Raw genomic sequence first — 13,676 nt, forward strand, 5'->3', positions numbered from 1 at the left:
TCCCCGCCCCCCAGACCGTCTCGCCCCGCAGCCCGCTGCGCTGGGCCGCCCCGGCGGCGGCGCTCGCGGTGGCCTCGGCCGTCGTCGCGGTCCGGGCGCTGCGCAGACGGCACTGAGCGACGCGAACCGGCCGGAAGGAACCCGGGCCCCCTTGATCGCCCCAGTAGGGTCGAGACGTGAGTACCGAAGACATCACGCTGACCGCGGGCGACGCGGAGGTGACCGTGCAGCCGGGCAACGGCGGCCGGGTCGGAGGGCTGCGGCTCGGGGGCGTCGAACTGCTGCGGCAGGGGGAGAGGTACGGCTGCTTCCCGATGGTCCCCTGGTGCGGGCGGATCCGCGACGGCCGGTTCCGGGACGGCGCCGCCGTGCACCACATGCCGCTCAACGCCCCGCCGCACGCCATCCACGGCACCGCCCGCGACGCCGCCTGGCGCACCGCCCGCAGGAGCGCCGACGAGGCCGTGCTCACGTACGACCTCGCCGAGCCGTGGCCCTACCCCGGGCGCGTCACCCAGCAGATCGCGCTCACCGCGGACTCCCTGACGCTGGCCATGAGCGTGGAGACGTACGAGTCCTCCTTCCCGGCGCAGATCGGCTGGCACCCCTGGTTCAACCGCACCCTCGACGGCACGGACGTCCGCCTGGACTTCGCGCCGGCCTGGCAGGAGGAGCGCGGCGAGGACCACCTGCCCACCGGCCACCGGATCGACCCGAAGCCCGGGCCCTGGGACGACTGCTTCGGCATGCCCGGCGGCGTCGACGTCACCCTCACCTGGCCGGGGCTGCTGGAGCTGAAGGTGACCAGCCGCGAGGAGTGGGTCGTGGTCTACGACGAGCAGCGCGAGGCCGTCTGCGTGGAGCCGCAGACCGGCCCGCCCGACGGCCTGAACACCCACCCGCGCCTGGTCACCCCCCTGGAGCCGCTGGAGGCCTCGACGACCTGGAGCTGGACCCGCCTTTAAGCTGACTGGCATGAGTGACGTTCGCGGCGCGCTGCTGCAGCAGATCAAGGACAAGGCCGTGGTGCACGGCAAGGTGACCCTCTCCTCCGGTCTGGAGGCCGACTACTACGTCGACCTGCGCCGCATCACCCTCGACGGCGAGGCCGCCCCGCTGGTCGGCCAGGTGCTCCTGGACCTGACCGACGGGCTGGACTTCGACGCGGTCGGCGGCCTGACCATGGGCGCCGACCCGGTGGCCGCCGCCATGCTGCACGCCGCCGCCGCGCGCGGCCGGCGGCTGGACGCCTTCGTGGTGCGCAAGGCCGCCAAGGCGCACGGCCTGCAGCGCCGGGTGGAGGGCCCGGACATCGCGGGCCGCCGCGTCCTGGTCGTCGAGGACACCTCCACCACCGGCGGCTCCCCGCTCACCGCGGTCGAGGCCGTGCGCGAGGCCGGCGCCGAGGTGGTGGCCGTCGCGACCATCGTCGACCGGGCCACCGGCGCCGCCGAGAAGATCCGGGAGGGCGCCGGGGTGCCGTACCTGTTCGCGTACGCGAAGGACGAGCTCGGCCTCGACTGACCCGCCCCCGGCCCGCCCCGTCGCGCGGTCCTCAGACATCGTCGACATAACGACTTGACCTGCGCGGTCGACCAGCCGGACAAGTCTGGGAGGATGGCCTCGACAATGACGTCGCATCCAAGGTTCCAGGTCAGGGCCGACCGTACGCAGCACCCCCACCCGCAACGCTAAGAGGAGCGGACAGATGCCCATCGCAACTCCCGAGGTCTACAACGAGATGCTGGACCGGGCGAAGGCAGGAAAGTTCGCCTACCCGGCCATCAACGTCACCTCGTCCCAGACCCTGCACGCGGCACTGCGGGGCTTCGCCGAGGCGGAGAGCGACGGCATCGTCCAGATCTCGACGGGCGGCGCCGAGTTCCTGGGCGGCCAGCACAACAAGGACATGGTGACCGGCGCGGTGGCCCTGGCCGAGTTCGCGCACATCGTCGCCGAGAAGTACGACGTCAACATCGCCCTGCACACGGACCACTGCCCGAAGGACAAGCTCGACGGGTACGTGCGTCCGCTGCTCGCGGTGTCCGAGGAGCGCGTCAAGGCCGGCCGCGACCCGCTGTTCCAGTCCCACATGTGGGACGGCTCCGCCGAGACCCTCGCCGACAACCTCGCCATCGCCCAGGAGCTCCTCGAGCGCACCCGCGCCGCGAAGATCATCCTCGAGGTCGAGATCACCCCGACCGGCGGCGAGGAGGACGGCGTCTCGCACGAGATCAACGACTCCCTCTACACCACGGTCGACGACGCGATCCGCACGGCGGAGGCGCTGGGCCTGGGCGAGAAGGGCCGCTACCTGCTGGCCGCGTCCTTCGGCAACGTGCACGGCGTGTACAAGCCGGGCAACGTCGTCCTCCGTCCCGAGCTGCTGAAGGAGCTGAACGAGGGCGTCGCCGCCAAGTTCGGCAAGCAGGCGCCGTTCGACTTCGTCTTCCACGGCGGCTCCGGCTCCAGCGAGCAGGAGATCCTGACCGCCCTGGAGAACGGCGTGGTCAAGATGAACATCGACACCGACACCCAGTACGCCTTCACGCGTCCGGTCGTCGACCACGTGTTCAGGAACTACGACGGCGTCCTGAAGGTCGACGGCGAGGTCGGCAACAAGAAGACCTACGACCCGCGCACCTGGGGCAAGCTGGCCGAGGCGTCGATGTCCGCCCGCGTGGTCGAGGCCTGCCGCCACCTGCGCTCGACGGGCACCAGGATCAAGTAAGGAGCCCGTGCTCCGGGAGCCCGGCACCCGCGGTGGTGCCGGGCTCCCCGCGTTTCCGTACGTCCCCCTTTTCCGTATGCTCCCCACATGCCCGATGTCCGGCTGGCCTCACCGCAGGGCAAGTGGATCCTGCTCACCACGGTGCTCGGTTCCGGCATGGCCCTGCTGGACTCCACGGTCGTCAACGTGGCCCTCCCGCGCATCGGGCGCGACCTCGGCGCCGACCTCGCCGCCCTCCAGTGGACCGTCAACGCGTACATGGTCACGCTGGCCGGGCTGATCCTGCTGGGCGGGGCGCTGGGGGACCGGTTCGGGCGGCGGAAGGTGTTCGTCATCGGGGTGCTGTGGTTCGCCACGGCCTCCCTGCTGTGCGGTCTCGCCCCGAACGCCGGGATGCTGATCGCCGCCCGCGCGCTCCAGGGCGTCGGCGGCGCGCTGCTCACGCCCGGGTCGCTCGCCCTCATCCAGGCCTCCTTCCACGCCGACGACCGGGGCCGCGCGGTGGGCCTGTGGTCCGGCTTCGGCGGTGTCGGCGCGGCCGTCGGGCCGTTCCTCGGCGGCTGGCTGGTGGACGGGCCGGGCTGGCGCTGGGTGTTCCTGATCAACGTGCCCCTCGCCCTGCTGTGCGCCCCGATCGCCGTACGGCACGTGCCCGAGTCCTCCGGCGGGGGCGCGCACGGCCGCTTCGACGTCCTGGGCGCCGCGCTCGGCGCGCTCGCCCTCGCGCTGGTGACGTACGCGCTGATCGAGGCCGGTGAGGGCTCCGTCGTGGTCGCCGTCGCGGGGGCCGCCGGTCTCGCCGCCGCCGTCGCCTTCGTGCACGTCGAGCGGCGCGGCCCGGACCCGATGATGCCGCCGGACCTCTTCGCCTCCCGCCAGTTCACGGCCGCCAACCTGGTCACGCTGTGCGTGTACGCCGCCTTCGGCGGCTTCTTCTTCCTCGCCGCGCTCCAGCTCCAGGTCGTCGTCGGGTACTCCGCCCTCGCCGCCGGCACGGCGCTGCTGCCCACGACCGCGCTGATGCTGCTGCTCTCCGCGCGCTCGGGTGAACTCGGCGACCGCATCGGCCCGCGCGTCCCGCTCACCGTCGGACCGCTGCTGTGCGCCGCCGGGATGCTGCTGATGCTGCGCGTCGGCCCGGGCGCCTCCTACCCCGCCGACGTGCTGCCCGCGCTGCTGGTGCTCGGCCTCGGCATGGTCACCCTGGTGGCGCCGCTGACCGCGACCGTGCTCGCCTCCGTGGCCACCGCGCGGGCGGGCCTGGCCAGCGGCACCAACAACGCCGCCGCCCGCGCGGCCGGCCTGGTGGCGGTGGCCGCGCTGCCGCTGCTCACCGGGATGGGGCCGGAGGCCTACCGGGAGCCGGACGCCTTCGACGACGCGTTCGGGCGGGCGATGGTGCTGTGCGCGGGGGTCCTGGTGGTGGGGGCGGCCGTCGCCTTCACGACCGTGCGCCGCCCGGCGGCACCGGACTGCCGGCGCCCCGAGTGCCGTACGCACGGCAGCGTGGCGGTGCCCCCGCTGGAGGCGGAGACCGGGCGGGGACCGGGCGGCGGGGCCGTCCCCCGGCCTCCCGGCACCGGACGGGGCTGATGTACGAGACTGGACCCATGTCGATTCATGAGAACCTCCTCGGCGGTCCGCCCCCGACCCACCTCCCCGACGACCCCGGGCCGCGCGAACTGCTCGCGTCGGGCACCTCGCCCGCCGACGTCGCCGCCCGTTACCCGACCTCCTCGCTGGCCTGGGCCCGGCTGGCCGACGAGGCGTTCGAGCGGGACAGCGTCGTGGAGTCGTACGCGTACGCCCGTACGGGCTACCACCGCGGACTGGACGCGCTACGCCGCAACGGCTGGAAGGGTCACGGCCCGGTCCCCTGGGAGCACGAGCCCAACCGCGGCTTCCTGCGCGCCCTGCACGCCCTCGCCCGCGCCGCGCAGGCGATCGGCGAGCAGGAGGAGTACGAGCGCTGCTCCCAGTTCCTGAAGGACTCCTCGCCGACGGCGGCCCAGGTCCTCGGCTGAGCCGTACGGCCCACGAGGCCCGCCCGTGACCGGGCGGGCCTTGCGGCCGTGGGGGACGATTGCGGAGGATGCACCGTGGGGACCGGGGCCCCCGTGCCGGTAACGGCAGGGGCGGACCGCTACCCGGAGTACATTTCAGGAGACAGCGATGTCCCACGAGGCTCACGAGCCGGAGACCCCGCATCTCGACTTCGAGGGCACGACCCCCTACGAGGACTACGTCAGGGCCGACGTCCTCACCCACCTCCAGCACCCCCTCTCCGACGATCCCGGGGAGATGGTCTTCCTGGTCACCACCCAGGTGATGGAGCTGTGGTTCACCGTCATCGTCCACGAGTGGGAGACCGCGGCGAAGGCGCTGCGGGAGGACGACGTACCGACCGCGATCGACGCGCTGAAGCGGTCCGTGCGGGAGCTGGAGGCGCTGAACGCCTCCTGGAAGCCGCTCGGACAGCTCACCCCCGCGCAGTTCAACGCCTACCGCGGCGCCCTCGGCGAGGGCTCCGGCTTCCAGTCGGCGATGTACCGGCGCCTGGAGTTCCTGCTCGGCGACAAGTCCGCGTCCATGCTGGTCCCGCACCGGGGCTCGCCGCGCGTGCACGCCGAACTGGAGAAGGCGCTGCACGAACCGAGCCTGTACGACGAGGTGCTGCGGCTGCTCGCCCGGCGCGGGCACGCCGTCCCCGAGGAGGTGCTGCGGCGCGACGTGTCGCGGCGGTACGAGCCGTCACCGGAGGTGGAGGCGGCCTGGACGGCCGTCTACTCGGGTGACGAGCGGGACGAGGTCGCCCGGCTGGGCGAGGCGCTGACCGATGTCGCCGAGCTGGTGTGGCGCTGGCGCAACGACCACCTGGTCGCCACCCGCCGCGCGATGGGCGCCAAGGCCGGCACGGGCGGCTCGGCCGGGGTGGCCTGGCTGGAGAAGCGGGCGCAGAAGAACGTGTTCCCCGAGCTGTGGACGGCGCGATCCCATGTCTGAACTGGCCTCGAAAGCGGAGAAGTTGGACGCGGCCGACGAACTGGCCGCCAAGCGCGCCGAGTTCGTGCTGGACGATCCCGAAGGAGCGGTCTACCTCGACGGCAACTCGCTGGGCGCGCTGCCCGTCGCCGTCCCCGGCCGGATCGAGGACGTGGTCCGCCGGCAGTGGGGCGAACTGCGCATCCGGTCCTGGACCGAGGAGGGCTGGTGGACGGCGCCGGAGCGGATCGGCGACCGGATCGCCCCGCTGGTCGGCGCCGCCGCCGGGCAGATCGTGGTCGGGGACTCGACGAGCGTCAACCTGTTCAAGGCGCTGGTGGGCGCGGTGCGGCTGGCGCGGTCGGCGGACACCGGGCGGGACGAGATCGTGGTCGACGCGACCACGTTCCCCACGGACGGCTACATCGCCGCCTCGGCCGCCCGGATGACCGGCTGCACCCTGCGCCCGGTCCCGCCGTCCGAGGTCCCGGGCGCGCTCGGCGACCGTACGGCGGCGGTGCTGCTCAACCACGTCGACTACCGCACCGGCCGGCTGCACGACCTGCCGTCGCTCACGGCGGCCGTGCACGCGGCGGGGGCGTACGTCGTCTGGGACCTGTGCCACAGCGCGGGCGCGCTGCCGGTCGGGCTGGACGGGCACGGCGTGGACCTGGCGGTCGGCTGCACCTACAAGTACCTGAACGGCGGCCCCGGTTCACCGGCGTACCTCTATGTGCGCGCAGATCTGCAGGACCGCTTCGACTCCCCGCTGCCCGGCTGGAACTCCCACGCCGACCCCTTCGGCATGCGCCCGGACTACGAACCGGCGGCGGGCGCGCCGCGCGGACGGGTCGGCACCCCGGACATCCTCTCCATGCTCGCCCTGGAGGCGGCCCTGGAGGTCTGGGACGGCGTGACGGTCGACGCGGTGCGGTCCAAGTCCCTCGCGCTGACGGACTTCTTCCTGGAGTGCGTCGAGGCGTACGTCCCCGCGGGCCGGGTCGCGTGCCTGACCCCGCGGGCGCACGGGGAGCGGGGCAGCCAGGTCGCCCTGCGCTGCCCGGACGCCGGAGACGTGATGGAGCGGCTGATCGGGCGCGGGGTGGTCGGGGACTTCCGCCACCCGGACGTGCTCCGCTTCGGCTTCACCCCGCTGTACATCGGCTTCGCGGACGCGGAGCGTGCGGCACGGGTGCTGGCGGAGGTGCTGGCGGAGACCGGGGTTCAGGACGGCGGGACGGCGCCGTGACGGCGGCCGGCGGGTCCCGTGCGCGGGACGGGACCCGCCGGCCGCCTCCCAGGAGGTTCACCGAGTGTGATATCCCCATGTCCGCGCACATGATCGTCCTGATACCGTCCCGGCCAACGGCCGAATACTTCTCGGGTCCGCCAAATACGTTTCATCGCTGAGAGGTTGGAGCATGACGGACGACGTCGCAGCCGCCCGGGCCGCCGCCGAGGAGGAGTCGGTCCTCTCCCGTCCGCCGGTCGATCCCGACGCGACCGCGGCCTACGGCGACGACCCGGACCAGCTGATCGACTTCTACGTCCCGCGCGCCACGGGCGGCCCCGGCGGCCCCGCGCCCGTGGTCGCCGTCCTGCACGGTGGCGCCTGGCGCGCCCCCTACGACCGGCGCCACATCAGCCCCTTCGCCGGGTTCCTGGCCCGCCGGGGCTTCGCCGTGGCCAGCATCGAGTACCGGCGCGGTGCGGGGGAGGCGGGCGGCGGCGACCCGGTCGCGGGGCGCTGGCCCGACACCTTCGACGACGTCGCCGCCGCGCTGGACGCCCTGCCCGAGCTGGTCCGGCAGCACCTGCCGCAGGCCGATCCGCGCCGCACGGTCGTCACCGGACACTCCGCCGGCGGTCACCTGGCGCTGTGGAGCGCCGCCCGGCACCTGCTGCCCGCCGACGCCCCCTGGCGCACGGACCGTCCCGCGCCCCTGCGGGGGGTGGTCGCCCTCGCCCCGATCGCCGACTTCGCGGTCGCCGACAAGCTGGGCGTGTGCGAGGGGGCGGCCCGCCAACTGCTGGGCGGTGACGACGGGTTCGCCGAACGCCGACCGTACGCCGACCCCGCCCTGCTGCTGCCCACCGGTATCGCCACCACCCTCGTCCAGGGCCGTGCCGACCTCGACGTCCCGCTGCCGGTGGCCGAGGCGTACACGGACGCGGCGGCGAAGGCCGGCGAGGTGGTGGGGCTGACGCTGCTGGAGGACGTCGGCCACTTCCCGCTGATCGACCCGGCGGCGGACGCCTGCGCGGTGGTGGCGGAGGAGATCGCCCAGCTCGCCTGGTGACGACCTTTCCGGGGATGCCCGGGGTGCCTGGAGTGCCTGGGATGCCTGGGGTGCGCGGGGGTGCCCCGAGGGCCCTCGGCCGTACCCGGTCGTACCCGTAGTACGTAGTACCTGAGAGCCACCCCGCAGGTGAGTCCCCCGGCGGGACGCGGGTTACCCGCGCCGCTCCGTAACTTCCCTTCCCGACGAGCCCGATGACCGGGCGGAGGGGGAGACGGGACGACCACGGGACTGCGGCGTGGGACGGGGGCGGTCCGTCCCACCGGTACCGGTCCCTCCCGGTACCGTTCCCTCCGGGTCCGGAAGGGCGTCCGCGCGGCCCGCGTAGTACCTGAGACGGACGCCGGGAAACCCGTCTCGGCGGGGACGACCGCGGTCACCCGGTCGGCCTACCGTGTGAGCGTGACCGAGACGACTCACCTGAAGCCACCGGCCGCCCCGCCCGGGGGCGGGGCCGGGACATCGCGCAGTCCGGAGTACCGGCTGGCCCAGAAAGCCCTGGACGGGCTGCGCCAGGACCTGTTCCACGACGCCTTCGCCTACCGCCCGCTGCCGCGCCGGCGCACCGACGGCGCGTTCGTCCGCCGGCTGCCCGCCCGGCTGCGGTCGGCCGCGGAACACCTCCCGCACGCGGTGGTGGGGGTGGTCGCGCTGTTCACCCTGATGATCGGCACGCTGTCGAGCGGCCTGCCCGGCGGGGACGTGTCGGCCCTGCTGATCGGCCTGCTGTGCGCGCTCCCGGTGCTCACCACACTGGTCCGGCCGGTCGGCGCGTTCTGGCTGTCCCTCGCGGTGACCCCGGTGGTCGCGATCCTCAACGCCAGGGGCGGCGACTGGCCGTGGATGCCCGGCGCGTTCGTCTGCCATCTGGCGGTGCTGATCGTCGTGGCGCTGCGCACCCGGCCCCGCACCGCCGCCTGGATGTGGGTCCTGACCGTCGTGTACGCCCTCCTCTCGGACATCCTCCTCGGCGGGTCGTACTACTACACGAACAGCGGGCCCATGATGGTGACGTCCGCCTTCGCCCTGCTCGTGGTCTCCCTCTGGCACGTCCGCCGCACCGCCGAGCAGGAGGTGACGGCCCAGCAGACGGTCACCGCGCACGAACGCTCCCGGCGCACGCTGCTGGAGGAGCGCACCACCATCGCCCGCGAACTGCACGACGTGGTCGCCCACCACATGTCGGTGGTCGCCATCCAGGCCGAGGCCGCCCCCTACCGGGTGGAGAACCCGCCGCCGGAGCTGGAGCGCGCCTTCGCCACCATTCGGGAGAACGCGGTGGCCGCCCTCACCGAGCTGCGCCGGGTCCTCGGCGTGGTCCGCGCCGAGGACTACGAGGCCCCGCAGGCTCCGCAGCCCACCCTCGCCGACCTGGACGCCCTGCTCGCCAACGTGCGCGGCGCCGGGCTGGAGGTGGAGAAGGCGACGACCGGCGCGGTGCGCGAACTGCCGCCCGGCGTGGAGCTGTCGGCGTACCGGATCGTGCAGGAGGCGCTGAGCAACAGCCTGCGGCACGCGCCCGGCGCGAGCGCCCGCGTCGAGATCGGCTACGTGCTCGGCGGACTCGGCGTGCGCGTGGTGAACGGCCCGGCACCCGAGCCGAGCCTGGTCAAGCCCTCGCCCGGCGCGGGGCACGGCATCACCGGCATGCGGGAGCGGGTCACCATGCTGAACGGCGAGATGACGGCCGGCCCGACCGACGACGGCGGCTACGAGGTCGTGGTGTTCCTGCCGGTCCCCGCGGCGCACCACGGAAACGACGGGAACGCCGGGAACACCGGGAAGAACGCAAACGACGGGAACGACGGGAACGAGGCAGGGGCATGACGATCCGCGTCCTGATCGCGGACGACCAGATGATGGTGCGCGAGGGCTTCTCGGTCCTGCTGAACGCGATGCCGGACATCGAGGTCGTCGGCGAGGCCGTCAACGGCCGGGAGGCGGTGCAGCGGGTCCGCGAACTCGCCCCGGACGTCGTCCTGATGGACATCCGCATGCCCGAGCTGAACGGCATCGAGGCGACCCGGGAGATCGTCGCCGCCGACGGCGCGGCGAAGGTGCTGGTGCTGACCACCTTCGACCTGGACGAGTACGTCTACCAGGCGCTGCGCGCGGGTGCCTCCGGCTTCCTCCTCAAGGACGCCTCGGCCCGTCAACTGGCCGACGGGGTACGGGTGGTCGCCTCCGGGGAGGCGCTGCTCGCCCCGTCGGTGACCCGGCGGCTGATCACCGAGTTCTCCAAGCTGTCCGAGGCCCCGCGCCTGATGCCGTCCGCGCAGGCGGCGTACGGCGACCTCACCGAGCGGGAGACGGAGGTGCTGGTGCTGATCGCCCAGGGCCTGTCGAACGCGGAGATCGCCGAGCGGCTGGTGGTCGCCGAGTCGACGATCAAGACGCATGTGAGCCGCATCCTGGTGAAGCTGGGCCTCAGGGACCGCACCCAGGCGGCGGTGTTCGCGTACGAGGCGCGGCTGGTGACCCCCGGCTGACCCCGGTCCCAGGGCTCCGACCCTGGTCAGGGGGCCGGGTGCCGGGCTACCGTCCGTCCATGGCAGCCCTTTCCGACCTCGCGTTCGACCCGTGGGACCCGGCGTTCGTCGCCGACCCGTACCCCGCCTACGCCGAACTGCGGGAGCGGGGCCGGGTGCACTGGTTCGAGCCGACGAACCAGTGGCTGGTGCCGCACCACGCCGACGTCTCGGCACTGCTGCGCGACCGGCGCCTGGGCCGGACGTACCTGCACCGCTTCGGCCACGAGGAGTTCGGCCGGACGGCGCCGCCGCCGGAGCACGAGCCGTTCCACACCCTCAACGACCACGGCATGCTCGACCTCGAGCCGCCGGACCACACCCGGATCCGGCGCCTGGTGTCGAAGGCGTTCACCCCGCGCACGGTGGAGCGCCTGAAGCCGTACGTCCAGGGGCTGGCGCAGGAGCTGGTGACCCGGCTCGTCGAGGCCGGCGGCGGCGACCTGCTGCGGGACGTCGCCGAACCGCTGCCGGTCGCGGTGATCGCCGAGATGCTGGGCATCCCGGAGTCCGACCGGGCCCCGCTGCGCCCCTGGTCGGCGGACATCTGCGGGATGTACGAGCTGAACCCCTCGCAGGAGGCGGCGGCGAAGGCGGTCCGGGCGTCGGTCGAGTTCTCGGACTACCTCCGGCACCTGATCGCCGAGCGCCGCCGGAACCCCGGCGACGACCTGATCTCGGGGCTGATCGCCGCCCACGACGAGGACGACCGGCTCACCGAGCAGGAGATGGTCTCCACCTGCGCCCTGCTGCTGAACGCCGGCCACGAGGCGACCGTGAACGCCACGGTCAACGGCTGGTGGGCGCTGTTCCGCAACCCCGACCAGCTCGCCGCCCTGCGCGCCGACCCCTCCCTGGTGCCGTCCGCCGTCGAGGAGCTGATGCGCTACGACACCCCGCTCCAGCTCTTCGAACGCTGGGTCCTGGACGAGATCGAGATCGACGGCACGGTGATCCCGAGGGGCGCGGAGGTCGCCCTGCTCTTCGGCTCCGCCAACCACGACCCGGCGGTCTTCACCGCCCCGGAACGCCTCGACCTCACCCGCCGGGACAACCCCCACATCTCCTTCAGCGCCGGCATCCACTACTGCATCGGCGCCCCGCTGGCCCGCATCGAGCTCACCGCCTCCCTGGCGGCCCTGCTGGAGAAGGCCCCCGCCCTCGCCCCGGCGGAGGAACCGAAGCGCAAGCCGAACTTCGTGATCCGGGGACTGGAGGGGCTGGCGGTCGAGGTCTGAGCCCGCCGGTCCACGCCGCCCCGTCCTCCGCCCGCCGAGGGCGGGGGAGGAGACACGGCTGCCGCTACTTCGTCTCGAGGTCCCGCCGCCGGAAGCCCGCCAGGCCCAGCCACACCAGACCGGCGGCGACGAGGGTCAGCAGGAGCAGCGGGGTCCAGTCCAGGTCCGCGGCGGGGAGCCGGGGGACGTGACCGAACGGGGAGAGGTTGTTCATCCAGTCCGGGAACCGGAGGATCTGGCCGAGGTAGCCGACCACGAAGGCGTACACCGGCACGGCCCAGGCCGCCGCGCTCGCCCGCGGGAACCAGCCGAAGAGCACCACGGCCACGCCGACCGTGACCCACAGGGCGGGTGCGTACACGAGGGCCGCCCCCACCAGCTCCGGGAACAGCCCGCCGTCACCGGTCGAGGCCGCGCCCGAGACGCCGAAGCCGAGCCCGGCCAGCAGCAGGACGACCGTGCCGCCGCCCAGGGCCACGGCCAGGTGGCCGCCCACCCAGCGGGTGCGGGAGAGGCCGGTGGCGAGCAGGGGTTCGGCGCGGCCCGCGGTCTCCTCGGAGCGGGGCCGCAGGGTCGCCATGACGACGTACACCGCCGCCACGACCGCGAGGACGACCATCACCATGGAGGCGAAGGACTCGGCGATGCCGGCCCCGCCGATGCGCTCCAGGGCCTCCTGGACCTGGTCGATGTCCTTCAGCATCTCCTCGGCGTCCCCGAGGATCGATCCGTACATCACGCCCATCAGGAACAGGCCCGCGCCGAAGCCGGCCAGTGTGCCGCGGTGCAGCCGCAGGGCGAAGCCGGACGACGTGGTGAGCGCGTCGGAGGCGGCGGGGCGGCCCGGCTTCTCCGGACGCAGACCCGCGCCCACGTCCCGCCGGGCGGAGAGCGCGAAGCCCGCCGCCGCGAGCGCCGTCGCGAGCACCAGGCAGAGCAGGAGCGGCCACCAGCGGTCGTCGACGTACGGGTAGCTGCGCTGCGCCCAGCCGATCGGGGACAGCCAGGACAGGGCGTCGGTCCGGCCGCTGTCGCCGGCGGCGCGCAGCACGTAGGCGAGGCCGACGACCGCGAGCGCCGTGCCGGACGCGCCGCGCGTGTGCGCGGTGATCTGGGCGGTGACCGCGGCGACGGCGGCGAAGACGAGGCCGACGGCGGCGTGGGCGAAGCCGTAGAGCAGCGAGCCCGCCGTGTCGACGCCCTCCAGGCCCAGGCCGGCCAGGCCGAGGGCCAGCAGCAGTGCCAGGGCGAGGTTGGCCAGGGCCGCGACGGACAGGGCGGCGGCGAGGTGGGCGTGGCGGCCCACGACGGTCGAGCGCACCAGCTCGGCGCGGCCGGTCTCCTCCTCGGCGCGGGTGTGCCGGGTGACGACCAGCACGCTCATGAGGCCGACGAGGACGGCCGTGAAGCCGAGCATCTGGTGGCTCAGCATGGAGCCGAAGCCGTAGTCGTCGAGGTAGTGGCGGGGGCCGGACATGGCGAGGCCGGCCGGGCTGTCCATGGTCCGGACGGCGTTCGCCCGGTCCTCCGGGGCGCCGTACAGCGTCCGGAAGCTGTTCGCCGTGGCCAGCGTGCCGAGGAACAGGGCCAGGACCCACACCGGGAGCCGGACGCGGTCCCGGCGCAGGGCGAAGCGGATCAGCGTCCGGGTCCCGGCCAGCGCGTTGCCGCCCGTGACCGGGCCGGTGGGGGCCGGGGCCTCGGGGGCGGCGGTCGCGGCGGTCATCGCGGTTCCCCGTCCGTGCGCGGTCCGGTGCCGTGCCCGTTGGCGGCGAGCTCGTCGCCGTAGTGGCGCAGCATCAGCTCCTCCAGGGTCGGCGGGTGGCTGATCAGGCTGCGGATGCCGAACTCGGTGAGCTTGCGGACGGCTTCGTCGATCCGGCCGCCGTCGACGGCG

The 13,676-nt window shown here is 73.7% G+C and carries 12 protein-coding genes and 1 pseudogene; 11 read left to right on the forward strand and 2 right to left on the reverse strand.

Features of this window, described 5'->3' with window-relative positions; all coding sequences use genetic code 11:
* The first annotated feature begins 176 nt into the window (after window positions 1-176).
* From B7L92_RS33580 to B7L92_RS33630, 11 genes are all read left to right on the forward strand, one after another.
* The gene (locus B7L92_RS33580; protein ID WP_081241040.1) at window positions 177-965 is read left to right on the forward strand and encodes an aldose epimerase family protein; all 789 of its coding nucleotides are present in this window, start codon (window positions 177-179) and stop codon (window positions 963-965) included.
* A 10-nt stretch (window positions 966-975) separates the two neighbouring features.
* Window positions 976-1,524 carry an orotate phosphoribosyltransferase gene (gene pyrE, locus B7L92_RS33585; protein ID WP_004985454.1) on the forward strand — a complete coding sequence of 183 codons (549 nt, stop codon included), beginning with the start codon at window positions 976-978 and terminating at the stop codon, window positions 1,522-1,524.
* 184 nt (window positions 1,525-1,708) lie between these two features.
* Window positions 1,709-2,731 (forward strand): class II fructose-bisphosphate aldolase, encoded by a 1,023-nt coding sequence (gene fbaA, locus B7L92_RS33590; protein ID WP_081241041.1) that lies wholly within the window; start codon window positions 1,709-1,711, stop codon window positions 2,729-2,731.
* 87 nt (window positions 2,732-2,818) lie between these two features.
* Window positions 2,819-4,324, forward strand: a complete 1,506-nt coding sequence (locus B7L92_RS33595) for an MFS transporter (RefSeq protein ID WP_081241042.1) — start codon at window positions 2,819-2,821, stop codon at window positions 4,322-4,324.
* Between the two features lie 17 nt (window positions 4,325-4,341).
* The gene (locus tag B7L92_RS33600) at window positions 4,342-4,755 is read left to right on the forward strand and encodes a DUF3151 domain-containing protein (protein ID WP_004985448.1); all 414 of its coding nucleotides are present in this window, start codon (window positions 4,342-4,344) and stop codon (window positions 4,753-4,755) included.
* Window positions 4,756-4,903: 148 nt separating this feature from the next.
* Window positions 4,904-5,734: a tryptophan 2,3-dioxygenase family protein gene (locus tag B7L92_RS33605; RefSeq protein ID WP_081241043.1), complete on the forward strand. Its 831-nt coding sequence runs from the start codon at window positions 4,904-4,906 to the stop codon at window positions 5,732-5,734.
* Window positions 5,727-6,962, forward strand: coding sequence for a kynureninase (gene kynU / locus B7L92_RS33610; RefSeq protein WP_081241044.1), 1,236 nt, complete (start codon window positions 5,727-5,729; stop codon window positions 6,960-6,962). The genes B7L92_RS33605 and kynU overlap by 8 nt, the downstream gene beginning before the upstream one ends.
* A 172-nt stretch (window positions 6,963-7,134) precedes the next feature.
* Complete coding sequence (locus B7L92_RS33615; protein WP_081241045.1) at window positions 7,135-8,013, forward strand: alpha/beta hydrolase; 879 nt, start codon at window positions 7,135-7,137, stop codon at window positions 8,011-8,013.
* A 402-nt stretch (window positions 8,014-8,415) separates the two neighbouring features.
* Window positions 8,416-9,840, forward strand: a complete 1,425-nt coding sequence (locus B7L92_RS33620) for a sensor histidine kinase (protein WP_081241048.1) — start codon at window positions 8,416-8,418, stop codon at window positions 9,838-9,840.
* A complete protein-coding gene (locus B7L92_RS33625; protein WP_081241046.1) occupies window positions 9,837-10,502 on the forward strand; it encodes a response regulator in 666 nt (221 codons plus the stop codon). The genes B7L92_RS33620 and B7L92_RS33625 overlap by 4 nt, the downstream gene beginning before the upstream one ends.
* A 59-nt stretch (window positions 10,503-10,561) precedes the next feature.
* Window positions 10,562-11,779, forward strand: a complete 1,218-nt coding sequence (locus B7L92_RS33630; RefSeq protein WP_081241049.1) for a cytochrome P450 — start codon at window positions 10,562-10,564, stop codon at window positions 11,777-11,779.
* A 64-nt stretch (window positions 11,780-11,843) separates the two neighbouring features.
* On the opposite strand, the gene B7L92_RS33635 is transcribed toward B7L92_RS33630, so the two are convergent.
* The gene (locus tag B7L92_RS33635; RefSeq protein ID WP_081241047.1) at window positions 11,844-13,505 is read right to left on the reverse strand and encodes an ABC transporter permease; all 1,662 of its coding nucleotides are present in this window, start codon (window positions 13,503-13,505) and stop codon (window positions 11,844-11,846) included.
* Window positions 13,502-13,676: pseudogene (locus tag B7L92_RS33640) on the reverse strand (ABC transporter ATP-binding protein); the annotation flags it as partial. The gene B7L92_RS33635 and the pseudogene B7L92_RS33640, both read right to left, overlap by 4 nt.

Source organism: Streptomyces viridosporus, assembly GCF_002078235.1.
GTDB classification, from domain to species: Bacteria; Actinomycetota; Actinomycetes; order Streptomycetales; family Streptomycetaceae; genus Streptomyces; species Streptomyces viridosporus.